This window comes from Actinomadura napierensis, assembly GCF_039529375.1.
GTDB classification, from domain to species: Bacteria; Actinomycetota; Actinomycetes; order Streptosporangiales; family Streptosporangiaceae; genus Spirillospora; species Spirillospora napierensis.
Map to the genome: position 1 here is coordinate 40222 of NZ_BAAAMR010000048.1, position 24711 is coordinate 64932.

The following is a 24711-nucleotide window of genomic DNA, read 5'->3' on the forward strand; positions in this document are numbered from 1 at the left end:
ATTGGTACCGATTGCTATGCTGTGCTTATGGAGCCGACGCCGACGCCGCAAGCCGACCGGGTCGCCGCGGCGCTGCGCCAGATCAGCGCCGGGTTCGCGGCACTGGCCGACGCGGTCTCCGCCGACCCCGCCGAGCCCCCGGAAGAGGACCGCCACCGCGCGCTCATCACCGAATGGGGCGAGCGGGGCCTCACCAGGGCGGAGGCCAGCGCCCTGTTCCGCAAGCACGGCTTCTCGCCCCAGGCCGCGGGCGGCTGGGTCCGCGGCGACTGGCTGGAGGTCCGCGGCGACGGCCGCCGCTACCTCACCGAGCGCTCGCTGACCTGGCGGGCGGAACAGGAGGACCCCGGATGAGCGTCGCCACCGAACCGTTCAGCGTCCGGATGGAGGTCCGCGTCTACGAGATCGACCCGCAACTGCACCTCAACGGCGGCTTCTACGTCCAGTACGCCGACCACGCGCGCTTCGCATGCGTGCAGGCGGCCGGGGTGTCCGTCGATGACCTCATCCGCGGCGGCCTGGGGCCCGTCAACCTGGAGACCGTCATCAAGTACCACCGCGAACTGCGGGGCGGCGACCAGGTCGACGTGACCTGCGAATGGGAATGGAGCGGCGGCAAGACCTACCGCGTACGGCACGCGTTCCGGCGTGCGGACGGCGTCGTGGCCGCGGAGGTCTCGCACGTCAGCGGGCTGCTCGACCTCGGGACGCGCCGGCTGGTCGCCGATCCCCGGAGCGAATGGCGGAACCGGGCGGGCAGCCCCGGACTCCTCGGCCTGGAGTGAGACCGCGCGCTACACCAGGCGGCGGGCGGCGGCCCAGCGGGACAGCTCGTGCCGGTTCGACAGCTGGAGCTTGCGCAGCACGCTGCTGACATGCGTCTCCACCGTCTTCACCGAGATGAACAGCTCCTTGGCGATCTCCTTGTAGGCGTAGCCGCGGGCGATCAGCCGCAGCACGTCCCGCTCCCGCTGCGTGATCTGGTCCAGCTCCGGGTCGACCGCCGGGACGTCCGACGCGGAGAACGCGTCCAGCACGAAACCCGCGAGGCGCGGCGAGAACACCGCGTCGCCCTCCGCCACCCGGCCGATCGCGTCCGTCAGCTCCGGGCCCGAGATCGTCTTGGTGACGTAGCCGCGCGCGCCGCCCCGCACCACCCCGATCACGTCCTCCGCCGCGTCCGACACCGACAGCGCCAGGAACCTCGACGGCACCACGCCGTTCAGCCGGCGCAGCACCTCGATGCCGCCGCCCCCGGGCAGGTGCACGTCCAGCAGCACCACGTCCGGGGTCGTCGCCCGGATCACCGACACCGCCTCGTCGACGTCGCCGGCCTCCCCGACGATCTCGACGCCGCCGCCGAGCTCCGCCTTCACCCCGGTCCGGAACATCTGGTGGTCGTCGACCAGCACGACCCGCCTCAGCTCGCTCACGACTTCTCCATCTCCAGACGCACCTCGGTGCCCTCGCCCGGCGCGGTCCGGACGGTCGCCTTGCCGCCGTTGCGCTCCATACGTCCGATGATGGACCCCCGGACGCCCATCCGGTCCTCCGGGACCTGATCCAGGTCGAATCCCTTGCCCCGGTCCCGGACGAAGATGGCGACCTTGTCGCCCTCCACCTCCGCGTACACCGACACCGACGGCGACTCGGCGTACTTCGCCGCGTTCACCATCGCCTCCCGCGCCGCCTGCAGCGCCGCGCCCAGCCGCTCGTCCAGCGCGGTGTCCCCCACGCACACCACCTCGATCGGCACGCCGTGGTCGTCCTCGACCTCCCCCGCCGCCGCCTTGATCGCCGCGGCGAACGTCTGGTCGGGGTCCGAGCGCGGCTGGTAGAGCCACGTCCGCAGCGTCCGCTCCTGCGACCGGGCGAGCCGCTGCACCTCCCGCGTGTCGTGCGCGTTCCGCTGGATCAGCGTCAGCGTGTGCAGCACCGAGTCGTGGATGTGCGCGGCCAGCTCCGCCCGCTCCTGCGACCGGACGCGCTCGGCCCGCTCGGTGTCCAGGTCCTGCCAGAGCCGCAGCACCCACGGCGTCACGATCAGCGTCACCCCGGTCAGGATGATCAGCATCGCGATGATCACCGACCGGGCCTGCCCCACGTCCACCCGCTGCGCGACGAACCCGCCGATCCCTCCGACGACCAGCAGCAGCCCCAGCAGGCTGCGCAGCCACCGCTGGCGCAGTGGCAGCACCCACCGCTGCCGCTGGTCCCGGTCCGCCTGCTGCCACAGGATCGCCGCGCCGACGCCGCCGAGCACGAACGGCCAGATCGCCCACTGCATCAGCCCGCCGGCCTTGCCCGCCCCCCACGGCAGGGCCGCCAGGCCGACCGTGACGACCCCGTAGACGGCCAGCTGCCCCCAGTCACGCCCGCGCCGCGCCGGCGTCGCCTCCCGCGCGGGCACCAGGATCCAGAACGCGCCGTAGGCGGCGAGCCCGAGCCCGCTCGCCACCGTCAGCAGCACGAACGCCGCCCGGACGATCCACGCGTCCACGCCCAGGTGCTCGGCGAGGCCCCGGGCCACGCCCGCGACGAGCCGCCCGTCCGGCACCCGTTCCAGCCGCGCCCCCTCGGGCACGGCGGCGGGCGCGGACGTCACCCCGCCCGCCGCGCCCTCGCCCTGCGACCCTTCGCCACGTACTCCCACGTCACCGATCGTCACACGCCCGGCCCGCCTCCGCATCAGGGCACCACCCCGAATTCCCTCAGGGTCCCGGCGGTCGCGGTCGAGCGCGTTCCCGCGGGGATCTCGGGGTCCGGTCAGGGTCGTCCCTGATGGTGCCGGGGGCGGCGGGCGGTCACGATGGTGGCATGGGTGAGGAGCGGAACGCCGGCGAGCACCGGCGCCTGGCGCGGGATCCGGAGCGACGGGTCCTGATCGGGGTCTGTACCGGATTGGGGCGGTATACGAGGATCGATCCCGTCGTCTTTCGCGTGGGGTTCGCGCTGCTGGTCCTCGCGCACGGCCAGGGCGTCTTCCTGTACATCGTCGCCGGGCTGCTGATGCCGGCGAGCCCGGGCGAGTCGTCGGTGGCGGAGCGGGCGTTCCGGCGCTGGTTCGACGCGCCCGCGGTGCTGTCGGCGCTCGGGGCGCTGCTGTGCGTGGGCGTCGCGCTCAGCCTGGTCGGCGGGGTCTCGACGGACTCGATCGCCGTGCTGGTGGTGTTCGCGCTGGTCATGCTGGTCGCCCACGCGCGCGGCGTGGATCTCGTCGGTGCGGCCAGGTCCGTTCCGGAGCGGTTCGCCGGGCACCCGCCGGGACCGTCGGACGAGTGGGCCGCGGCCGGGAGCGTGTCGCTGGAGAAGGAGACGCCGGCGTGGACGGGCGGCGGGCTGCCCGACGGGATGATCGACCTCGCCACCTACGGGCGGGCCCACGCCGCGCAGCCGCAGGAGGACGTGCCGCCGCCGGCGAGGCGGGACCGGCGCAGGTCCCCCGCGACGACGATCACGCTGCTGGCGGCGATGGCCACCGGCGCCGCGCTCCTCCCGGTGGCACGCGGCTATCCGGCCCCCGACTCGTGGCTGATCGTCATGGCGCCCGCGCTCGCGGTGGTGGGCGCCGGCCTGGTCGTCGGCGGCTGGTTCCGGACGCGCGGCCTCGCCGCCGCGGGGACCCTGCTGACCCTTTCGCTGCTGGCCACGGCGGTCGCGGCGCATATGCCGGACAACGTTGAGTACGGGGACATGGAGTGGCGGCCGATGAACGCGACCAGCACGCACCAGGAGTACCGGATCGGCCTCGGGCAGGGCACGCTCGACCTGACCGCGCTGCCGCTGACGACGGGGCAGCACGTCTCGGTCGACGCGTCCGTCGGGCTCGGCGGCATGGAGGTGAAGGTGCCGCAGGGCGTGCGGGTCCGGCTGGACGCGCGCATCGCGCTCGGTGACCTGCGCATCGAGCACCGCACGACGAGCGGCCCGAACGCGAGGGTCGTGCGGGTGCTGGAGCCCGAGGGCGCGCAGGTGAGCAACCCGCCGGAGATCGAACTGAGAATCCGCGGAAAGGTCGGGGATGTGGATGTCCACCGTGTCTGAGAAGCGCCGCGGGTTCGACCCGGGCGGGCCGGTCGCGGGGATCTTCTTCCTCGTCGCGGCGGGCGCGTTCCTGGCGGACGGCCTGTCCGGCGGGCACGCCGTGACGGTGGCGGTGATGGTGCCGGCGGTGCTGATCGGGCTCGGGGTCGTCGGGACCGTCCGGGTGCTGACCAGAGGGCGCCGCCGACGGCTGAGGTGACGCAGGCCACGTCCGGACCGGGAACACCCGGTCCGGATGTGGCTGTTTGAGTGCTTCGTGAAGTTCTCCGAGAAGAGCGTCCTGCTCGTGGCCCGGCTGCACGTGGACCTGTGCCGCCTCGCCAGCGTGCTCTGTCGCGCCTGACGCAGCCTCCCGCCTTCTTCTCATCCCCTTTCCCGCAAGCCGGCCTCCGGCTGCCCTGGAGAACCTCTCGATGAACCCGCGTGTCTGGAAATGGCAGTTCTGGCAGCAGATCGTGCTGTCGCTGGTGCTCGGCGTCGCCGCCGGCGCCCTGATCAACAACTTCGGGGGCGGCGAGAAGACCGCCGCCGACTGGCTGGACCCCTTCGGCGACGTCTACGTCAGCCTGCTGAAGGTCGTCGTGGTGCCGCTGGTGTTCGCGGCGATCGTGGTGAGCGTCGGACGGCTCCGCAACGTCGGGAGCGTCGCGCGGCTGACCGCCAAGACGCTCGGCTGGTTCGTGGTGACCTCGGCGATCGCCACCGCGATCGGGCTGACCGTCGCGCTGCTGGTCAAGCCGGGGCAGGGCCTCGGGAAGCTGGCCAGCGAGTCCGCCGAGACCGACCCCGTCACCTGGACGCAGGTGCTGCAGAACCTGTTCCCGTCCAACATCGTCAAGGCGATGGCGGACGGCAACGTGCTCGGCGTCGTCACGTTCGCGGTGCTGTTCGGCGCGGCGCTGGTCGCGATCGGCGAGCGCGGCGAGCGGCTGACGAACCTGATCGACGACCTGTACGTGGTGATGCAGAAGGTCGTGTGGTGGGTCGTCCGGCTCACCCCGATCGGGTCGTTCTTCCTGATCGGCTCCGTCGTCGCCACCTACGGGCCGAGCTCGCTGGCGCCGCTGGCGAAGTTCACCGGCGCGATCTACCTGGCCGTCGCGATCATGCTGCTGGTCGGCTACCCGTTGCTGCTGCGCGCGTTCGGCCGGGTGAACCCGCTGAAGTTCCTGCGCAACTCCTGGCCGGCGATCCAGTTCGGCTTCGTGTCCTCGTCCTCGCTGGCGACGCTGCCGATCGCGCAGCGGGTGGCGATCGAGCGCAACGGCGTCCAGCGGGAGTACGCGAGCTTCGCGCAGCCGCTCGGCGCGACGATCAAGTTCGACGGCTGCGGCGCGATCTACCCGGCGGTGGCCGCGGTGTTCGTCGCCCAGTACACCGGCGTGCACCTCGGCATCGCCGACTACGCGCTGATCGCGCTGGCCGCGGTGATCGGGCAGCTCGGCACCGGCGGCACGCCCGGCCCGGCGCTGGTCGCGCTGACCCTGACGCTGACCACGGTGGGGCTGCCGCTGCAGGCCGTCGGCTACCTGATCGCGATCGACAAGGTCATCGACATGGCCCGGACGGCGCTGAACGTCACCGGCCAGCTGACCGTCCCGGTGCTGGTCGCCCGGTCGGAGGGGCTGCTGGACGAGTCGGTGTTCAACGGCCCGCCGAAGGAGCTGACCTCCAGCCCGTCCATCCCGGACGAGACCGGCGAGACCGGCGACGAGGCGCCGCGGCGCGACCGCGAGGCCGAGCCCGTTCCCGCCTGATCTGCCGGAAACATACGGACGCCCGCGCCGGGATCGGCGCGGGCGTCCGCGTGTGACCCGCGCCGCACCGCGCGGCCATCCCCCTCCGGCGGGAACGCGAAGTAGTGTGATCCCAACGGCAGGTGATCGGGGATCGAGGTGTGATGGCAGGGCAGCCCGGTGTCCCAGAGGGCGGCGGCACGGACGTGCTCCCGGGCGCGCGGTCGGCCCTGGACCCCGGCCGCGCGATCAAGCCGGGGCGGCACGGGCTCTCGCCGGAGACCGTCGCGGGCATCCAGCGCGAGCGGCTCATCGACGCGTTCGTGCAGGTGGTGTCCGAGCGCGGCTTCGCGCACACGACGATCAGCCGGGTGACCGAGGGCGCGGGCGTCACCAAGAAGACGTTCTACACGCACTTCACTGATCTCGACGACTGCTTCCTGGCGGCCTACCAGCACGGCATGGACATCCTGCTGCGGCGGATGACCGAGGCGTACGAGGCGGCGCCGTCCTGGCCGGACGGGATCCAGGCGGCGCTGCGCCGGATGCTGGCGATCCTGGCCGCCCAGCCGCCGTTCGCGCGGGCGTCGCTGGTGGAGGTGAACGCGGCCGGGCCGCAGGTGCGGCAGGCGCGCATCGACAGCCTCGCCCGGTTCCGCGCGTTCTTCGCCGAGCCGTCGCTGCCGCCGGTCCCGGTCGCGGTGATCGACGCGATCGTCGGCGGCATCTACAGCGCGATCCACGTCCAGGTGGAGACGGGCGAGGCGGAGGAGCTGCCGTCGCTGCTGCCGGCCCTCACCTACTTCGTGCTGCTCCCCCTCATCGGCCGCGAGGCCGCCTCCCCGTACCTGACCGGCGAACACTGACCCGTCGTCGGCGGGGCGGCGCGGTCAGGAGGCGTGCAGGCTGACGGCGAACGCGGGGCCGGGGTTGGTGAAGGTCTGCGGGCCGCCGTGCACGCGGACCCGGTTGGCCCGCAGCGGGCGCTCCGTCACCCCGTCCGCCGCGATCGCCACCTCCGCCAGCTCACCGGCGATCAGCGTGCTGACCTGCCCGTGCACGGTCGCGCCGTGCCCCGGGGGCCAGGTGGTCAGCCACAGCCGGACGCCGTCCGTGCCGTCGGGGTCGTCCAGCGGGACGCGCACCGGGCCGGTCTCGTCGAAGGTGAGGCGGCGCCACCAGTCGGACGGGCGCGCGGCCAGCGCGTGGACGCGGGCGGCGAGCTGCCCCACGGTCGGCGGGCGGGCGATGGTCGTGCGGCCGTGCGGGTCGTCCTGGCCACGCATAGTGAGATCGGGAACCATGGTCCTGGAGTCCTGGGTGTGAGCCGGATCCGGGTGAGCCACCCGGCGTGCAACGGGATGATCAGCGGCTACAGGCAGGACACAGCGCGCTGGCCACGCGGCGGAGGGCCACGGGGCTGTCGGCGGGAACGCGCGCTGGCATGGAACCAAGGAGACACTCCGTGACCAACGGTTGTCAAGCCGAACGCCTGCGTTCACCCGCCGTGCACCGGCGGTCCGTCCCGGTCCGCCACCATCCGTCCCGGTAACGGATCAAGGAACGGAGCCTGCATGGACCGGCGCACCGTGCTGCGAGGTGGTCTCGTGACGACCGCCGGAGCGGCCTTCGCCCTGCTGAACGACGGACCGGCGCGCGCCGCCGGGCTGCTGCGGACCGGCCGTCCGCGGCTCACCCACGGCGTGCAGAGCGGCGACGTCACCGCGCACGAGGCCGTCGTGTGGGCGCGGGCCGACCGTCCCGCGCGGATGTTCGTCGACCTCAGCGACCGCCCCGACTTCCGGAACGCCAGGACCGTCCGCGGCCCCGTCCTGACCCCGGACACCGACCTCACCGGCAAGGCGTTCCTGCGCGGCCTGCCGCCGGGCCGCGAGCTGCACTACCGGGTCCGGCTGGACGACCTGGACCGGCACCTGACGTCCGAGCCGGTCGCCGGACGGCTCCGCACGGCGCCGCGCACCCGCCGCGACATCCGGTTCGTCTGGTCCGGCGACCTCGCCGGCCAGGGCTGGGGCATCAACCCCGACCTCGGCGGCTACCGCATCTTCAAGGCGATGGCCGCGGTCGACCCCGACTTCTTCCTGTGCAGCGGCGACCTCGTCTACTCCGACGGCCCGCTGACCGAGACGGTGGCGCTCCCGGACGGCCGCACCTGGCGCAACCTCACCACTCCGGAGAAGTCCACCGTCGCCCAGACGCTCGCCGAATACCGCGGCCAGTTCCGCTACAACCTCCAGGACGCCAATCTCCGCGCGTTCAACGCCCAGGTCCCGATGCTCTACCAGTGGGACGACCACGAAACGCTCAACAACTGGTACCCGGGCGAGATACTGGACCTCCCGCAGTACACCGAGAAGCGGGTGGACGTCCTTTCCGCACGCGCGCGCCGCGCCGCGTTCGAATACACGCCCATCGCCATTCAGGCCGCCAAGGGCGGGCGCATCTACCGCAAGATCTCCTACGGCCCGCTGCTCGACGTGTTCATGCTCGACATGCGCACGTACAAGTCCCCGAACGACGCCGACGACTCCCCGACGCAGCGCGACGGGCTCCTCGGCGCCGAGCAGGCCGCCTGGCTCAAGCGCGAGCTCCGCGGTTCGAAGGCCACCTGGAAGGTCATCGCGAACGACCTGCCGATCGGCCTCGTCGTCCCCGACGGCACCGCGCAGGAAGCGGCGGCCCAGGGCGACAAAGGTGCGCCCCTCGGCCGCGAACGGGAGATCGCGGACATCCTCTCCGACATCAAGAGGCACCGCGTCCGCAACACCGTCTGGCTGACCGCCGACGTCCATTACACGGCCGCCCACTACTACGACCCGTCCAAGGCCGCGTACCAGGACTTCGACCCGTTCTGGGAATTCGTGTCCGGCCCGCTCAACGCCGGCGCCTTCGGCCCGAACTCCCTCGACGGCACGTTCGGCCCGACGGCGAAGTTCGTGCAGGCCCCGCCGCACGCGAACACCTCGCCCGCCGAGGGCTACCAGTTCTTCGGCGAAGTCGACATCGACGCGCAGTCGGGCGCCCTGACCGTCCACCTCCGAGACCTGGACGGCAAGGTGCTGCACACCGAAAGCCTCACCCCCGCCCGCTGAAAACCGCCCTCCAAGCCGGGCGCGGCCCTCGACCGCCGCGCCCGACTCTTTTTGTTTCATCGCTCAATTGACCGGAATCGGCATCGACGTCCCACCGGCCCGGCACAATGAATGCCGCCCCTCCGGCGCCCGTTACCTCGTTCTCCCGTGTTTCCCGCTCAGCGGATGCGGCGATCCCACGGCGACCTTTGTGCGCACCTCACCGACCGCCAATGGCGGACGCGCCTGGTTAGAGTCGAGGAGGCGCCTCACAAGGGAGCGGCGATGGCACCGACTGCGGCCTACGACGAGATCGCGGACTGGTACGAGCACGAGTTCCTCAGCGCCCAGCGCCAGAACGACCCGCTCGATCTGGCCGGTGTCCTGCAAGAACTCCTCGGCGAGGGCCGCGAGCCCTGCCTGGAGATCGGGTGCGGCACCGGCGTCCACGCCGACCGCGTGCGCGGGCTCGGGTGGGTGCCTGTCGGGGTCGACCTGTCCGCTGGGATGCTTCGGCATGCTCGTGGGCGGCTTCCCGTCGTTCGGGGCGACGCGGGGCGGCTGCCCCTTCGGGACGGCTCGCTGGCCGCCGTCATCGCGGTGATGGTCCACACCGACATGCCCGGCTACCCGGATGTGCTCCGCGAGGCGGCTCGGGTGCTGCGGCCCGGCGGGATCTTCGTGCATGTCGGCGTCCATCCCTGCTTCTGCGGCGGTTTCGCCGACCGCGGCGACCCGGACGCGGTCGTGATCGGTCCCGGTTACCTTGACGGGCACTGGACCAAGGCGTCCTGGACCGATCGCGGCGTGCGGGACAAGGTGGGGGCGACCCACCGGCCGCTGCCCGAACTGCTGCACTCCTTCATGGCCGCGGGCCTGGCGTTCGAGCGGTTCGCGGAACGCGGCGCACCGACCCCGACCGTCCTCGCCGTCAGGGCGCGGAAGGACCCGGGCGTCAGCGGGTGAGCAGGACGTAGGCGACCACGGTCAGCAGCGTGGTCACAAACAGGTACTTGACGAACACACAGCGTGCATACCCCACAGAACGGTGCACAGTCCCCGACCTGGGATCATCGGTGCCGTGAAACCGGTGCGCATCCTCGTCCCGCCCGCGGCGGCGCTCGTCCTGTGCCTCCTGGTGCCCGGCTGCTCCGGCGGCGGCGACCACCGGAAGGCCGACTGCTCCAAGATCACCACCGCGCTGCGGGCCCAGTCCGGGTCGGACGACGTCCAGGGCATCATCGGCGCGCTCCGCAAGGTCCGCCCGAAGCTGAAGGACGACCACCTGGCCAAGGAGGTCGACATCGTCCTGGACGTCGGCGCGAAGCTGGAGAAGAACGGCGGCAACGAGGCGGGGAAGAACTTCCTCTCCGAATCCGAGACGGTCCGGTTCACTCAGGCCACCGACGACATCACCAAGACCTGCGGCACGCCGTCGCCGTGACGGCGCGGGGTCAGGACTTCTTGTCGATCCAGGCCTGCAGGCCGTCGAGGACGCGTTCGAGGCCGAACTCGAAGCCGTCGTCCGGGTCGATGTCGATCGTCGCGTTCTGGCGCCACCAGCCGGCGTAGTTCGGGTAGTCGTCCGCCACGCGCTCCACGAAGGGGCGGAGCTGCTCGACGAGGTCGGCCGCCGACTTCCCGGCGGCGCGGGTGGCGCGGTCCAGCGCGGCGTCGGACGTGGCGTAGCCGATGGCGTGCGACATCAGCAGGGAGCTGGCCCAGGCGACCTCCGCGCCGGACAGGCCCGCGGCGGTCAGCAGCGCGATGGTGCGGTCGCTGATCCGCATCGCCTTCGGCCCGATGGCGGGATGGGTGCCGAACAGGGCGATCACCCAGGAATGGCGGAGCAGCACGGTCCGGAACGCGCGGACGAGCCCGGCCGCCGCCTCCCGCCAGCCGACCGCCTCGACGTCGGGGACCTCGACCTCGCCGAGGATCTCGTCGACGACCAGCTCCAGCAGCTCGTCCTTGTTCGCGACGTAGAAGTACATCGAGGTCGCGCCCGCGCTGATGCTCGCGGCCAGGCGCCGCATGCTGAAGCCGTCCGGGCCCTCGGCGTCCAGCAGCCGGACCGCCGCGCCGACGATCTCCTCGCGGCTGAGCTGCGGGCGGCCCCGCCGCGGACGGCCCGGGCGCAGCCAGACCGACGTGGCGACGGGATCGTGTTCAGGGGCCATGCGCGTCCTTCTGACCTGGGGGTGCTTCGCCGCTCCAGATTATCGGTTGACGAACGGCGTACCGCGGTTAGTACAGTGTGCGAAAATTCGATCGTTGTACGAACGGGGATGCCATGTCCGCCCGAGACCCGCGCCGCTGGTTGATCCTCGGCGTGCTGTGCCTCAGCCTGCTCGTGGTCGTCATCGACAACACGGTGCTCAACGTCGCGATCCCGTCGCTGGTGAAGGACCTGCACGCGAGCAATGCCGACATCCAGTGGATCCTGGACGCCTACATGCTGGTCTTCGCCGGGCTGCTGCTCACCGCGGGCGCCCTGTCCGACCGGTTCGGGCGCCGCCGCGGCCTGGTCGCCGGGCTCGTCCTGTTCGGCGGCGCGTCGGTGTTCGCCGCGATGGCGGACTCCTCCGGCGAGCTCATCGCCGCGCGGGCGCTGATGGGCGTCGGCGGCGCGTTCCTGATGCCGGGCACGCTGTCGATCCTCACCACCGTCTTCGACGACGAGGAGCGCAAGAAGGCCCTCGCCATCTGGAGCTCGGTGCTGATGGTGGGCGCCGTCGCGGGCCCGCTCGTCGGCGGCGTGCTGCTGCGCGACTTCTGGTGGGGGTCGGTGTTCCTGCTGAACGTCCCGATCGCGGCCGTCGGGATCGTCGCCGCACTGCTGATCATCCCCGAGTCGCGCGGCCCGGCCGTCCGCCCCGACGTGGTGGGCGCCGTGCTGTCCACGGTCGGGATGACCGCCCTGGTGTGGGGCGTGATCGAGACGGCGCGGGACGGCTGGTCGTCCGCCCGGACGATCGGCGGGTTCGTGGTCGCGGTCGTCATGATCGCCGCGTTCGCCCTGTGGGAGCGGCACTGCCCGGAGCCGATGCTGCCGACGGCCCTGTTCCGCGACCGCAACTTCAGCGGCGCCAGCCTGTCGGTGGTGCTGATGTCGTTCTCGGCGGGCGGCCTGCTGCTCGCCCTCACCCAGTACCTGCAGTTCGTGCTGGACTACAGCCCGCTGAAGGCCGGTGCCGCGTTCATCCCGCTGATGGTCGCCGCGATGGCGTTCAACGGGATCGGCGTGGTCGTCGACAAGAAGCTCGGCGCGAGGGTCGCGGTGGCGGCCGGCCTGCTGCTGCTCGCCGCCGGCTTCGGCGTGCTGGCGACGCTGTCGCCCGGCGACGGCTACCCCAAGCTCGCCATCGCCCTGGTCATCATGGGGATGGGCAGCGGGACGATGGGCCCCGCGGCGTACGGGACGCTGCTCGGCGCGCTGCCGCCCGAGCGCGCCGGCGTCGGCTCGGCGGTCAACGACACCGTCCAGCAGCTCGGGCAGGCGCTCAGCGTCGCGATCCTCGGCAGCGTCCTGTCGGCGGCGTTCTCCGGCCGCATGCCGGACGGCGTCACCGGCCCGGCGCGCAAGTCGATCGGCGACGCGCTGGCGGTCGCGGCGGCCAGGGGCGACGCCGGCCTCGCCGCGGCGGCGCGCGACGCGTTCACCCATTCCATGGCCACGATCGCGGTCGTCGGCGTGGTCGCCGGCGTCGCCGCGGCCCTGCTGGCGTTCCTGGTGCTGCGGCCGGCCCCGGCGACGCAGCCGGACGCGTCGGCCGCACCGGTCGACGTCGCGCCCTAGCCGGGGCAAAACAAAGGCCAAGAACAAATCCCCATATCGCGTTTCATAACCGGCGAAGGGCAGTCGATTTTAGTCGACCGCTACATTCACTTTGCCCCTCCTATACGTTCTGGATGAGTAACTATTCGCAACGCGGAATAGTGACTCGTCCGCGTTGTTCGAGGCGTGACAGTCCCCCGGTCCGGTGCCCCTCAGGGCGCCGGACCTGCCACACCCCAGAACAGAGGAGTGATACGTGAATTACGGAGACGAGCTACGACGAGAGATCATGTCGGAGGGAGTCACTCCGCTCATCGGAGTGTTCGACATGTTCTCCGCCTCCGTCGCCGCCAAGCACTACAACGGCCTCTTCGTGTCCGGCTTCGGGTTCGCCGCGTCCCATTACGGGCTGCCCGACATCGGCTTCATCGCCTGGCCGGACATGGTCGCGTTCGTGCAGCGGCTGCGGCTCGCCTTCCCCGGCCGGCACCTGCTGGTCGACATCGACGACGGGTACGTCGACCCGGAGGTCGCCTGCCACGTCGTCGAGCAGCTGGAGATGTTCGGCGCGTCCGGCGTCATCCTGGAGGACCAGCGGCGGCCGCGCCGCTGCGGGCACGTCGACGGCAAGCAGATCCTTCCGCTGCCGGAGTATCTCGAGAAGCTCGAGATGGTGCTGGAGACGCGCCGCGACCTGGTGGTCGTCGCCCGCACCGACGCCACCGACGAGGAGGAGATCCTGCGGCGCGCGCAGGCCCTCGCCGAGACCGACGCCGACGTCATCCTGGTCGACGGCGTCCGGAGCGTCGACTGGATCCACAGGGTGCGGCAGGTGATCGGCGGCAAGCCGCTGCTGTTCAACCAGATCGCCGGCGGCAAGTCGCCGCGCATCTCGCTGCCCGAGCTCACCGAGCTCGGCGTGGACGTGGCGATCTACAGCACCCCGTGCCTGTTCGCGGCGCAGAGCGCCATGGACGCGGCGCTGCTCGAACTGAAGGGCGCCGACGGCCGGCTGCCCGAGATGACGCCGGACAGCGTCGGCGTCAAGGAGTCGATCGACCTGCTGGAACGCAACATGAGCCGGCACCACCGGAGCGACGAACAGGAGATGGCGGGCACCCCCGCCTGATCCCACCCGACATCCGCCCATCGCGGTGATTCCCCACCCGGGAGTCGCCGCGATGTTTCGTCACTACAGAAAAAAGGTCCACATGCGCATGCTCGCCAGATTCCTCACGCTCACCGCCCTCGCCTGCGGCGTCTCGGCCGCGACGGCCGGGGTCACCTGGGCGTCCGCGTCCGCCCCGCCGCCCGCCGCGCCGGCGGCCCCGGCCGCGCCCGGGGACACCCTCGTCAGCGCCTTCAACAACACCGGCGACGACGCGGGCGACGACAGCTGGCTGGAGATCGACCGGTCGTTCAACCTCGCCAAGGGCGACGGCAGCCCGGGCAGCGACATCATCAACGAGGTCAGCGGCGCGTCCAGCGGCATGTCGCCCGGCTCGTCGAACGGGTCGCTGTCGGGCACGTCCACGACCGTGTCGCCGCCCGAGGCCGACGACGAGTGACGCTCCCGGACGGCGCCCGCGGCGCCCGCGGGCGTCGTCCGCTTACCGGGTGGCGAGAGTGGCGGGGCCGTCTCGGCAGGTCAGTCGCGGTCGATGTGAATATGGGGGAAATCCGGAAAAGTATGGGGGATCCGATTACGGTCGGTTGGTGATCGCCCACGGAACGGGGCGGTCGCCGCCGTCGAGGAGTGACAGTGACCCCCGAAGCACGAACGGACGCCACCGAGGCGTCGCATATGGACGAGGTCGACGTGAACCCCGGTGTCGACCGCGCGACGGAGCCGGACGAGGAGCAGGTCCTGCGCGATCTGTACGGAGAGCCGGACAGGGACGGGATCTTCCGCGGGGAGGGTTCCGCATGACCGCGGCGAGCATGCTGGCGGAGGCCCGCAAGTCCCTCGGGATGTCGGGCCGCCCGAACACCATCACCAAGGAGTACGCGTCCAGGCACGGCGACGAGTTCCTCGACGCGTCCTGGTGCGACATGGCCATCACCTACTGGGCGCGGCACAGCGGCAACGCGGGCGCCGTCCTGCCCGGCGGCGACCGCGCGTACACGCCGTGGCACGCCGAGGACTTCCAGAAGGCCGGACGCTGGCACGCCGGGACGACCGCGCAGGTCGACGCGGCGCGGCCCGGCGACATCGTCTTCTTCGACTGGGGCGCGTCCAACACCATCTCCGCGATCGACCACGTCGGCGTGGTCGAGAAGGCACTGGGCGGCGGACGGGTCCAGACGATCGAGGGCAACACCTCCGACGCCTGCAAGCGCAAGGTGCGCGGCGCGGACGTGATCGCGGGCTACGGGCGGCCCGACTACAGCGGCGACGACTGGATGGAGGCCATGGTGAACAGGCTGCCGGAGCTGAGCAAGGGCGACACGGGCGAGCACGTCGAGAGCGTGCAGGGGCTGCTGCTGGCGCGCAGCCACTCCGAGGTCGCGGTCAACGGGCGGTTCGACGACACGACGGAGGCGGCGGTGAAGGCCGTCCAGAAGTGGGGCGGCGTGACGGCCGACGGGATCGTCGGGCCCGACACCTGGCCGGTGCTGCTGCGGGTGCAGTAGCGGCGGCACCGCGTCCGGCCTGGGACAAAGCCCGGGACAAATAGGCCACGTCGGGGTCTAGTACGCGATTCAACCGCGGCATACCTTCGTAAGGTCGCATGTCGCGGAGCGCTCCGGGAGGCATGTCGCGGAGCGCTCAGAGAGGCGGGCCCCGATGACGTGGCCGGTTCAGCGTGCTCCGCCCAGGGGCGTCCTCTCTCCGGTCCACCCCGAGACGTCCCTGGGAGAAACGCATGCCACGTATCCGTGTCGAGGTCGATGGTGCGACGTACGAGGACGACGTCGAACCGCGGCTTCTTCTCGTCCACTACCTGCGCGACCGGCTGGGGAAGGTCGGCACCCCGGTGGGGTGCGACACCAGCAACTGCGGAGCCTGCACCGTCCTGATGGACGGGTTGAGCGTGAAGAGCTGCTCCGTGCTCGCCGTCCAGGCCGACGGCCGCGACGTCACCACCGTCGAGGGGCTGGGGGCCGGCGGCGCCGGGCACCCGATGCAGCGGGCGTTCCACGAGGAGCACGCGCTGCAGTGCGGCTACTGCACCCCCGGCATGATCATGGCGTCGATCGATCTGCTGCGGGAGAACGCCGACCCGTCCGAGGAGGAGATCCGGGACGGGCTGGAGGGCAACCTGTGCCGGTGCACCGGCTACCAGAACATCGTGAAGGCGGTGCGGCGCGCGGCGGCGGAGATGCGCACGCCCGCGCAGGAGCCGGAGGTGGCGTCATGACCGCGACGGCGGAGGGTCCCGCAAGGGAGATGGGCTCGCCCCGGAAGCGGTCGGAGGACGCCCGGCTGATCACCGGGCGGACGCGGTGGACCGACAACATGGCTCCGGTGGGGACGCTGTACGTCGCCTTCGTGCGCAGCCCTCACGCGCACGCGCGCATCACCGGGGTCGACGTCGAGCAGGCGAAGGGCCGTCCGGGCGTCGTGGGGGCGTTCAGCGGCGCCGACTTCGCGGCCGAGCAGGGGTCGCTGCCGTGCGCGTGGGTCGTCACCGAGGACATGAAGCATCCGGACCATCCGCCGATGGCGGTGGACGAGGTCCGTTACGTGGGCGAGCCGGTGGCGTGCGTGGTGGCGCGGGACCGGTACGCGGCGGTCGACGCGCTGGAGGAGATCGACGTCGACTACGAGCCGCTGCCCGCCGTGGTGGACATGGAGGCGGCCGTCGCGGACGGCGCCGACCTGGTCCACGAGGGGCTCGGGACGAACACGTCCTACACGTGGGTGTTCGAGAACGGCGACATGGACGCCGCGATGCGGGACGCGCCGGTCGTGCTGGAGCGCCGGTACGTCCAGCAGCGGCTGATCCCGACGGCGATGGAGCCGCGGTCGGTGCTGTGCGTCCCGGAGGGCGACGAGTTCACCCTGTACTCCGCGACGCAGATCCCGCACATCCTGCGGCTGATGCTGGCGACGGTCACGGAGATCCCCGAGCACAAGATCCGGGTCGTCGCGCCCGACGTGGGCGGCGGGTTCGGCTCGAAGCTGCAGGTGTACGGCGAGGAGGTGCTCGCGCTCCTGCTGGCGCGGAAGCTGGGCCGTCCGGTGAAGTGGACGGAGTCGCGCAGCGAAGGGAACATGACCGTCCACCACGGGCGCGACCAGATCCAGCGGCTGACGCTGGCGGCGGAGCGGGACGGGCGGATCCGCGGCCTGAAGGTGGAGCTGCTCGCCGACATGGGCGCCTACCTGATGCTGGTGACACCGGGCATCGCGCTGCTGGGCGCGTTCATGTTCAACGGCATCTACAAGATGGACGCCTACTCCTTCACCTGTTCGGGCGTGTTCACGACCAAAACGCCCACGGACGCCTACCGCGGTGCGGGACGTCCGGAGGCGACGTTCGCGATCGAGCGGCTGATGGACGAGCTGGCCGACGAGCTGGGCATGGACCCGATCGAGGTGCGGCGCCGCAACTGGATCGCGCACGAGGAGTTCCCGTTCGACACGATCGCGGGCCTCACCTACGACAGCGGGAACTACGAGGCGGCGACCGACAAGGCGCTGGAGCTGTTCGAGTACGACAAGCTCCGCGCGGAGCAGACCGACCGCCGCGAAAGCCGTGACCCGGTACAGCTCGGCATCGGGGTGTCGACGTTCACGGAGATGTGCGGGCTCGCGCCGTCGCGGGTGCTGGGATCGCTGTCGTACGGCGCCGGCGGCTGGGAGCACGCATCGGTTCGGGTGCTTCCGTCCGGGAAGGTCGAGGTCGTCACGGGTTCGTCCGCGCACGGGCAGGGCCACGAGACGGCGTGGGCGCAGATCACCGCGGACCGGCTGGGCATCCCGTTCGAGGACGTGAAGGTGCTGCACGGCGACACGGCCGTGTCGCACAAGGGCATGGACACCTACGGGTCGCGGTCGCTCGCGGTCGGCGGGATGGCGCTGTACTCGGCGTGCGACAAGGTCGTCGACAAGGCCCGGAAGGTCGCGGCGCACCTGCTGGAGGCGTCCGAGCAGGACCTGGAGTTCGAGGGCGGGCGGTTCAGCGTCCGGGGCGTCCAGCAGGAGGGCCGGACGCTGCAGGAGGTCGCGCTGGCCGCGTTCGCGGCGCACGACCTCCCGGACGGTGTCGAGCCGTCGCTGGACTCCGACGCGACCTACGACCCGGGCAACTTCTCCTTCCCGCACGGCACGCACCTGTGCGCGGCCGAGGTCGACACCGAGACCGGGATGGTGAAGATCCGCAAGTACGTGGCGGTGGACGACGTCGGCAAGGTCGTGAACCCGCTGATCGTCGAGGGTCAGGTGCACGGCGGGCTCGCGCAGGGCATCGCGCAGGCGCTGTACGAGGAGGCCGTGTACGACGAGGAGGGCAACCTCACCACGACCACGATGGCCGACTACCTGATCCCGTCAGCGGCGGATCTGCCGTCGTTCACCACCGACCGCACCGAGACGCCCGCGACGTCCAACCCGATGGGCGTGAAGGGCGTCGGCGAGGCCGGCACGATCGCCTCGACCCCGGCGGTCGTCAACGCGATCGTGGACGCGCTGCGCCCGTTCGGCGTGCACGACGTCCCGATGCCGTGCACGCCGGAGCGCGTCTGGCGCGCTCTGCGCTCGGAGTCCAAGCCGGACACCGCCGAACCCGGAGCGGGCGGCGGTCTCGGATCGGCCGGAGGTGCCCAGTGATCCCCGCGACGTTCGACTACGTGCGCCCCGCGTCGGTGGACGAGGCCGCGCGGGCGCTGGCCGACGCCGGCGAGGACGCGAAGGTCCTCGCCCGCGGGCAGAGCCTGATGCCGCTGCTGCGGATGCGGCTCGCCTACCCCGACGCGCTCATCGACCTCGACCGGCTGGACGGGCTGCGCGAGATCCGCGACGACGGCGACGCCGTGGTCATCGGCGCGATGGCGACGCACCACCAGGTGATCGGCGACCCGCTGGTGCGCGAGCACCTGCCGCTGATCGCGCGGGCGACCGAGACGGTCGCGGACCCGGCCGTCCGGCACCGCGGCACGTTCTGCGGGTCGCTGGCGCACGCGGACCCGGCGGGCGACCTGCCGGCCGTCGCGCTGGCGCTGGACGCGGTGCTGCTGGCCCGGTCGGTGCGCGGCGAGCGGGAGATCCCGGCGGCCGAGTTCTTCGTCGACTGGATGACCTCGGCGCTGGAGCCGGACGAGCTGCTCGTCGGCGTGCGGGTGCCGAAGCCCGGCGCGGGCTGGGGCGTGCACTACGAGAAGTTCCACCGGACGGCGCAGGCGTGGGCGATCGTCGGGGTCGCGTGCGCGGTGCGCCGGTCGGGCGACACGGTCGAGGAGGCCAGGGTCGCGCTCACCAACATGGGGCCGACGCCCGTCCGCGCGGACGCCGTGGAGGAGGCCGTCAGGGGGCGGGCGGCGTCGCAGGAGGCGTTCAGATCCGCCGCCGGGCACGCCGCCGAGGGCACCGAGCCGCCCACCGACCTGCACGGATCCGCCGAATACCGAACGCACCTGGCGTCCGTGCTGACCGCGCGGGCGCTGGCCGCCGCGGCGGGCGGCTGAGGCGCGGCCGCGCGGCCGGGTCCCCGCGCCCTGGGCCCGGCCGCGCGACCCGCCCCGTTTTCGCGCGTTCCGTGCGGGCACCCCCGCACTGGCGGCGGCCGGGTGATCGCCGTAAGGTCGCGGGAAGAACACCGGACGATAAGGACCATGATCATGGAGCTCGACCACGAATTCACCGTCCCCGTGCCGGTGGATCGGGCCTGGTCGGTGCTGCTCGACGTGGAGCGCGTCGCGTCGTGCATGCCGGGCGCGATCCTCGACTCGGCCGAGGGCGAGGAGTACGCGGGCCGGATGAAGGTGAAGGTCGGCGCGATGACCATCACCTACCGGGGCACCGCGCGCATCGTCTCGGCCGACGAGTCGTCCCGCACCGTGACGCTGGAGGCCTCCGGCAAGGAGGCGCGCGGCTCGGGCACGGCGTCGGCGACCGTCCAGGCGAGGCTGCACGCCCAGGACGACGGCACCACGCGGGTGACCGTGCACACCAAGCTGAACGTGACGGGACGGCCCGCGCAGTTCGGCCGCAACATCCTGTCCGAGGTCGGCTCGAAGATCATCGCGCGGTTCGCGAAGGCGCTGTCGGCGGAGCTGGAGGCACCGGCGGCCGAGGCCCCCGCGCCTGCCGAGGCCCCTGCGCCCGTCAAGGCCGCGCCCGCGCCCGCCGAGCCCGTGCAGGAGGCCATGCCGGACCCGGCGGAGGCGGCGAAGCCGGAACTGGAAGCCGAGACCGGCGTCGCGGAGGCCGCGCGGGGCAGGCATGCCGCGCCGGAGCCGGCGAAGGCGGAGGTGCCGCGGCCGGTGCCGGCCGCCCCGCCGCAGCCCCCCAAGTCGCCGTCCGAGCGTCCGCCGCTGCGGCTGGCGCGCGAGGACGACGCGATCGACCTGCTGGAGGTCGCGGGGCCGTCGCTGGCCAAGCGGGCCGTCCCGGCGGCCGGCGGGCTCGTGGTGCTGCTGCTCGTGATCCGCTGGCTGGTGCGGCGCGGCAGGCGCTGAGGCCCCTCGCACGCCCGGGCCCGGTTCAAGGCCGGGTCAACGATCGGCATGCGATCGGCGACGACAGTGGAACGCACCGCCCCGATGGCGTGACCTTGTGCTGTGGACACGATCGAGCTGCAGCGGATCGCGCGGATCGAGAACGAGAACTGGTGGTACCGGGAGCGGCGCGCGATCCTGTCCGGTGAACTGCTGCGGTTCAGCACCCCCGGCACGGCCGTCGACATCGGCGCGGGGGCCGGCACGGACGCGCGGATGCTGGCCGGGCACGGCTGGCGGGCGACCGCGATCGACCTGAACCCCGGTGCGGTCGGGCTGGCCCGCGCGCACGGCGTCGAGGCCTACGAGGGCGACGCCCGCTACCTCCCGCTTCCGGGGGACGAGTACGACCTGGCGCTGGCGATGGACGTGCTGGCGCACATCGAGGACCACGAGCGCGCCGCCGCCGAGATCGTCCGGGTGCTCCGCCCCGGCGGGACGGCGCTGCTGTCCGTCCCGTGCGACATGGGGCTGTGGTCGGCGCACGACGTCGCGCTCGGACGCGTCCGCCGCTACACCCGCGACACCCTCGCCGAGCTGCTCGAAGGCGCCGGGCTGCTGCTGGAGCGGCTGTGGAGCCGGGGCGTGCTGCTGCGTCCGTTCGTCCGCAGGTTCCGGCACCGGACGACCCGCCGCGAGGACCTCGCGCCCCTGCACCCGCTGGCGAACGAGGCGCTGCGGCTCTCGATGGCCCTGGAGCGGCGGCTGCCGCTGTGGACGCTGCCCGGCACCTGGCTCTTCGCCCGCGTCCGCCGCCCCGGCTGACCGAACAACGTTCACTTGCGGCGAGTCGTCGTTATGGACGCCGCCATAACGACGACTCGCCGCAGGTCAACGAGAGAAGACGTGGTCGATGACGCGGGCCGACGCCTCGCCGTCGTCGTGCGGGCAGTACTTGACGAAGAAGTCGTCGTACTTGCCGCTGTAGTCGTCTTCGATCTCGGGCGCCGCGCGGACGGCCTCGGCGACCTCCTCGGACGTCGCGACGAGCGGCCCCGGCGCCTCCGCCTCCAGGTCGAGGTAGAAGCCGCGGACGTGGTCGCGGTAGCGCTCCAGGTCGTAGGTGTAGAAGACCATCGGACGGCCCAGGACGGCGTAGTCGAACATGGCGGACGAGTAGTCCGTCACCAGGACGTCGGCCGCCATGTAGAGGTCGGAGACGTCGGGGTAGCGGGTGACGTCGATGACGAAGTCGTCGGACGCGACGTGGGCGCGGTCGGTGATGAGGTAGTGGGCGCGCAGGAGCAGGACGTGGTCGTCCCCCAGGACGCGCCGCATGGTCTCCAGGTCCAGTTCGAGGTGGAAGCCGCGGCGGTCGGTGGTGTGGTGCTCGTCGTCCCGCCAGGTCGGTGCATAGAGCACCACCTTCTTGCCTTCGGGGATGCCGAGGCGCTTACGGATGTCGGTGCCCAGGCGCTGCCATTCGGGGGTGCTCATGACGTCGTTGCGGGGATATCCCGTCTCCAGGATCTCGCCGCTGTAGTGGAACGCGTGCCGCATCACCTCCGTGGCGAACGGGCTCGGCGACAGCAGGCAGCTCCAGCGGGGCACCTCCCGCTGGATCCAGTCGAGCTTCTCAGTGCGCCGGTAGGGCATGTCCTTCAGGTCGTACCCGAGTCGCTTGAGCGGGGTGCCGTGCCAGGTCTGCAGGTAGGTCTGCCCCTCCCGCTTGACGAACCAGTGCGGCGCCCCATAGTTCGTGACGATGTACCGTGCGCGCGCGAGCGTCCGGTAATGCTCGCGTGTTCCGGCCAGGACGGTGCGGGCCTCGCCCTCCAGGGCGAACTGGCCGTCCTGGGAGACCCACACGCATTCGAGGTCGGGCCTGCGCTTGGCGAGCTCCTCGTAGAGAGCGCGCGGGTTGCAGCTGTACTGGGACGCGTTGTAGCTGTCGAACACGACGACGTCCGACAGGCCGCTGCGCAGATAGACCGGGTAGTCGTTCTGCTGGAGGAGCCGCTGCGCGTGCCGTCCGCGCTCGTCCTCCGACAGGGCGGGACGGCTGTGGAGCTGCACCGCGTCGGTCTGGTGCACGCCCACCTCGAACTCGTGCGTGCCGACGCGCCGCCATTCGGGCAGCGCGGGGATCGCGGCGCGCTCCACTACGACGGCGACGTTCCCGGACCGGGTGGGCGCGACCAGGTCCCAGGTGCCCTCGGCGAGGGGCAGGTCCGTGCCGAACACCGGCAGGCGGGCGGGCGTGAACGCGGCGGTGAACCGGTCGGCCTCCCAGGTCAGGGGCACCTCGTGCGCCGCGCCCGAGCGGCTGCAGCGCAGCATGAGGTGCTCCGGGCGGTCCTCGGGGTCGGCGAAGCCGCCGGTCAGTGTGAGGCGGCCCTCGGCGTCCCAGTCCGCGCGCGTGACCACAGGTCGGAAGCTGCGCTCCACCCCGCGCAGGTTCCCGTACGCGGTGCGGGTGATGACGAACTCGCGGCCGCGCCGGGCGTATCTGGCCTCGCCGAGATGACCGGCCATGGTGAGGCGGAGCGGGCCGCCCTCGCCGTTCAGCCGGATGTCCCAGTCGATGGCGTCCAGCAGGTGCAGCCGGGCCGAGGCGGCGGACTCGGCGGTCGGCTCGGCGGGTGCCGACAGCAGGCCGTCCAGCGGCAGGGTGGCGGTGAAGCTGAAGCCGGTGCCCTCGGCCGCCGGCGTCACCGCCGCCGGGCGGACCGTGACGTCGCCGAACACCTCGGCGCCGCCGTGCCGCCGCGCCGCCATGATCGCGGCCCCGACGCCGAGGGCCCGGTTCGTCCACCCGGTCAGCTCCAGCGTGTCGCCCGTCCGCCGGAACCCGGTGAGCACCGCCCGGGAGTTCTTCACGTGCACGGCGAACCCGCCGTCGCCGTCCGCAGGCTGCACCGCGACGTGCTCGGCGGGCTGCCGCGCCGCCGTCCACCGCACCCGCGGCGCGGCGGCCGCGATCCGCCGGACGGCCTTGTGCCCGGCCGTCGTCACCTCGGCGAACAGCTCCCACGCGGCGGTCCGCCACTCCTCGCCGTCGCGCAGCGCCTCCGGGTCGATGCGGACCGCGAACCCGGACCATTCGTAGGAGACCAGCGCCTGCCCGGACCGGGCGGTGGCGTCGGGGCAGCGGGTCCGCTCGACCTCCAGCCGGACCTCCTGGCCGGTCCTGACGTCGCGGAGCCACATCCGGATCCGGGAGTCGTGCACCGACGACACGTCGAGGCGGGCGAAGTGCGCGTGCCCCTCCAGCGTGAGGACGTCCCCGTCCCAGCCGGCCCGCTCCACCTGCGTCCACAGCTCGAACTCGTCGGTGACGTCGTACACCTCGTCGGGGATCGCGCGGCGCTCGTCGCCGAAGAACGGGTAGCGGGCGTACCAGCGCTGCCGCAGCCGGCCCTTCGGGACGAGCGGCACCTCGTCCAGCCCGCCCTCCTCGAACCGCAGCACCTCCAGCAGCTCGGGCAGCATCCGCTCGCCGAGCAGGTGCAGCTCCAGCCGCTTGATCGCCTCCAGGCCGGACGCCGCCGACGGGTCCGCCGATGCGACGATCTCGCCGCCGAGCTCGACGAGCCGGCGGCGTTCCTGCTCGGACGCGGCGGGCAGCGCGTGCACGAGCGCGCGGACGTCCAGGTCGAGCGCGTACATGTCGTAGGCGGGCAGCAGTTCGGGCGCGCGGTCGCGCAGGACGCGGCGCACCATCCCCAGCGCGGCCATCCGGTCGATGATGTCGCCGAGCTCCTGCCGCTCCCGCCCGTACGCGCCGGGGTGGTGCCGCCAGAAGTAGACGGTGGTGTCGAGGACGTCGACGGAGGAGGCGAGGGCGTGGGTCTCCATCGCCACGGTCACGTCCTCGTACTGCATGGCGGGGAACTCGAACTGGTGGGCGTCCCAGAACGAGCGGCGGAAAACCTTGTTCCAGACGGTCCGGTCTTGCAGCAGTACCGGGTGGTGGGCGATATGCGTCGACCGGACCGTCGTCGCATACGGTTCCGCGTGCAGCCAGGACTGCCATACGCCCTCGTCATCGAGGCACATGACGTTGCCGCCGGCGATGTCGGACCCGGTCGACTCCATCGACCCGACGAGCAGCTCGTACGCGTACGGCGGGACGGCGTCCTCACCGTCCACGAACGCGAGGTAACGGGCTTCGGCGTGCCGGAGGCCGGTGTTGCGCGCCGGGCCGGCGCCCGCGTCCCCGTGCCGGACGAGCCTGAACCGGGCGTCGCGGTCAGCGAACCGCCGGGCGACGGCGGCGGCCGCGTCCCCGGCCCCGTCGTCCACCATGATCACCTCAAGGTCGCGCAGCGTCTGCCCCGCCAGCGACTCCAGGCATCCTTCGAGGTGGTCCTCGGCGGTGCGGAACGGTACGACGACGCTGATCTTCGGTGCCACGGGTTCTCCAGGGGTTGCGGGGTGGTGGTGCGCGCGCGGGTGC

Annotated in this window: 25 protein-coding genes; 20 read left to right on the top strand and 5 right to left on the bottom strand. The window is 72.1% G+C overall.

Translation table 11 applies throughout. From position 1 onward, the window contains the following. Positions 1-27: 27 nt before the first annotated feature. Positions 28-354 (top strand): hypothetical protein, encoded by a 327-nt coding sequence (locus tag ABD296_RS25290; protein WP_344271816.1) that lies wholly within the window; start codon positions 28-30, stop codon positions 352-354. Then, positions 351-785 carry an acyl-CoA thioesterase gene (locus ABD296_RS25295; protein WP_344271819.1) on the top strand — a complete coding sequence of 145 codons (435 nt, stop codon included), beginning with the start codon at positions 351-353 and terminating at the stop codon, positions 783-785. The genes ABD296_RS25290 and ABD296_RS25295 overlap by 4 nt, the downstream gene beginning before the upstream one ends. Before the next feature lie 9 nt (positions 786-794). Here ABD296_RS25295 and ABD296_RS25300 read toward each other — a convergent pair whose 3' ends face one another. Further along, positions 795-1424: a LuxR C-terminal-related transcriptional regulator gene (locus ABD296_RS25300; RefSeq protein WP_407061512.1), complete on the bottom strand. Its 630-nt coding sequence runs from the start codon at positions 1422-1424 to the stop codon at positions 795-797. Between the two features lie 5 nt (positions 1425-1429). Further along, positions 1430-2605, bottom strand: coding sequence for an ATP-binding protein (locus ABD296_RS25305; protein ID WP_407061513.1), 1176 nt, complete (start codon positions 2603-2605; stop codon positions 1430-1432). Positions 2606-2817: 212 nt separating this feature from the next. Between ABD296_RS25305 and ABD296_RS25310 the strand changes: the two genes are divergently transcribed. The 5 genes from ABD296_RS25310 (at position 2818) to ABD296_RS25330 (ending at position 6646) form a co-directional block, all read left to right on the top strand. After that, complete coding sequence (locus tag ABD296_RS25310; RefSeq protein ID WP_344271825.1) at positions 2818-4044, top strand: PspC domain-containing protein; 1227 nt, start codon at positions 2818-2820, stop codon at positions 4042-4044. Then, a complete protein-coding gene (locus ABD296_RS25315) occupies positions 4037-4243 on the top strand; it encodes a hypothetical protein (RefSeq protein ID WP_344271827.1) in 207 nt (68 codons plus the stop codon). Before ABD296_RS25310 ends, ABD296_RS25315 begins: the two co-directional genes overlap by 8 nt. A 36-nt stretch (positions 4244-4279) precedes the next feature. Next, positions 4280-4387, top strand: a complete 108-nt coding sequence (locus tag ABD296_RS25320; protein WP_344271830.1) for a putative leader peptide — start codon at positions 4280-4282, stop codon at positions 4385-4387. Positions 4388-4457: 70 nt separating this feature from the next. Next, entirely contained in the window at positions 4458-5801 is a 1344-nt protein-coding gene (locus tag ABD296_RS25325; RefSeq protein ID WP_344271833.1) for a dicarboxylate/amino acid:cation symporter, read from the top strand. Between the two features lie 143 nt (positions 5802-5944). Further along, on the top strand, positions 5945-6646 hold the full coding sequence (locus ABD296_RS25330) for a TetR/AcrR family transcriptional regulator (protein WP_344271836.1): 702 nt from the start codon (positions 5945-5947) through the stop codon (positions 6644-6646). 24 nt (positions 6647-6670) lie between these two features. Here ABD296_RS25330 and ABD296_RS25335 read toward each other — a convergent pair whose 3' ends face one another. After that, positions 6671-7066: a cupin domain-containing protein gene (locus tag ABD296_RS25335; RefSeq protein ID WP_344271839.1), complete on the bottom strand. Its 396-nt coding sequence runs from the start codon at positions 7064-7066 to the stop codon at positions 6671-6673. Between the two features lie 288 nt (positions 7067-7354). Here ABD296_RS25335 and ABD296_RS25340 point away from each other — a divergent pair, with 288 nt between their 5' ends. From ABD296_RS25340 to ABD296_RS25350, 3 genes are all read left to right on the top strand, one after another. Beyond that, a complete protein-coding gene (locus ABD296_RS25340) occupies positions 7355-8893 on the top strand; it encodes an alkaline phosphatase D family protein (RefSeq protein ID WP_344271843.1) in 1539 nt (512 codons plus the stop codon). 264 nt (positions 8894-9157) lie between these two features. Continuing rightward, positions 9158-9838, top strand: a complete 681-nt coding sequence (locus ABD296_RS25345; protein ID WP_344271846.1) for a class I SAM-dependent methyltransferase — start codon at positions 9158-9160, stop codon at positions 9836-9838. A gap of 115 nt (positions 9839-9953) precedes the next feature. Beyond that, entirely contained in the window at positions 9954-10316 is a 363-nt protein-coding gene (locus tag ABD296_RS25350; RefSeq protein WP_344271849.1) for a hypothetical protein, read from the top strand. A gap of 10 nt (positions 10317-10326) precedes the next feature. Here ABD296_RS25350 and ABD296_RS25355 read toward each other — a convergent pair whose 3' ends face one another. Next, entirely contained in the window at positions 10327-11052 is a 726-nt protein-coding gene (locus tag ABD296_RS25355; RefSeq protein WP_344271852.1) for a TetR/AcrR family transcriptional regulator, read from the bottom strand. A gap of 113 nt (positions 11053-11165) precedes the next feature. Here ABD296_RS25355 and ABD296_RS25360 point away from each other — a divergent pair, with 113 nt between their 5' ends. The 10 genes from ABD296_RS25360 to ABD296_RS25405 all read left to right on the top strand — a co-directional run bounded on the left by ABD296_RS25360 (position 11166) and on the right by ABD296_RS25405 (position 21077). Beyond that, a complete protein-coding gene (locus ABD296_RS25360) occupies positions 11166-12671 on the top strand; it encodes an MFS transporter (RefSeq protein WP_344271855.1) in 1506 nt (501 codons plus the stop codon). Between the two features lie 235 nt (positions 12672-12906). Next, entirely contained in the window at positions 12907-13779 is an 873-nt protein-coding gene (locus ABD296_RS25365) for an isocitrate lyase/PEP mutase family protein (RefSeq protein WP_344271858.1), read from the top strand. An 88-nt stretch (positions 13780-13867) separates the two neighbouring features. Then, positions 13868-14218 (top strand): hypothetical protein, encoded by a 351-nt coding sequence (locus ABD296_RS25370; protein WP_344271861.1) that lies wholly within the window; start codon positions 13868-13870, stop codon positions 14216-14218. 194 nt (positions 14219-14412) lie between these two features. Beyond that, positions 14413-14580, top strand: coding sequence for a hypothetical protein (locus ABD296_RS25375; protein ID WP_344271864.1), 168 nt, complete (start codon positions 14413-14415; stop codon positions 14578-14580). Then, a complete protein-coding gene (locus ABD296_RS25380; protein ID WP_344271867.1) occupies positions 14577-15284 on the top strand; it encodes a peptidoglycan-binding protein in 708 nt (235 codons plus the stop codon). The genes ABD296_RS25375 and ABD296_RS25380 overlap by 4 nt, the downstream gene beginning before the upstream one ends. Positions 15285-15517: 233 nt before the next feature. Then, the gene (locus tag ABD296_RS25385; RefSeq protein ID WP_344271870.1) at positions 15518-16012 is read left to right on the top strand and encodes a (2Fe-2S)-binding protein; all 495 of its coding nucleotides are present in this window, start codon (positions 15518-15520) and stop codon (positions 16010-16012) included. Further along, the gene (locus ABD296_RS25390; RefSeq protein WP_344271873.1) at positions 16009-18426 is read left to right on the top strand and encodes a xanthine dehydrogenase family protein molybdopterin-binding subunit; all 2418 of its coding nucleotides are present in this window, start codon (positions 16009-16011) and stop codon (positions 18424-18426) included. The genes ABD296_RS25385 and ABD296_RS25390 overlap by 4 nt, the downstream gene beginning before the upstream one ends. Further along, entirely contained in the window at positions 18423-19280 is an 858-nt protein-coding gene (locus ABD296_RS25395; RefSeq protein ID WP_344271874.1) for an FAD binding domain-containing protein, read from the top strand. The genes ABD296_RS25390 and ABD296_RS25395 overlap by 4 nt, the downstream gene beginning before the upstream one ends. A gap of 153 nt (positions 19281-19433) precedes the next feature. Then, on the top strand, positions 19434-20273 hold the full coding sequence (locus tag ABD296_RS25400; protein WP_344271875.1) for an SRPBCC family protein: 840 nt from the start codon (positions 19434-19436) through the stop codon (positions 20271-20273). Positions 20274-20375: 102 nt separating this feature from the next. After that, complete coding sequence (locus ABD296_RS25405; RefSeq protein WP_344271877.1) at positions 20376-21077, top strand: class I SAM-dependent methyltransferase; 702 nt, start codon at positions 20376-20378, stop codon at positions 21075-21077. A gap of 66 nt (positions 21078-21143) precedes the next feature. On the opposite strand, the gene ABD296_RS25410 is transcribed toward ABD296_RS25405, so the two are convergent. Beyond that, complete coding sequence (locus ABD296_RS25410; RefSeq protein WP_344271878.1) at positions 21144-24668, bottom strand: CDP-glycerol glycerophosphotransferase family protein; 3525 nt, start codon at positions 24666-24668, stop codon at positions 21144-21146. Between the last annotated feature and the right edge of the window lie 43 nt (positions 24669-24711).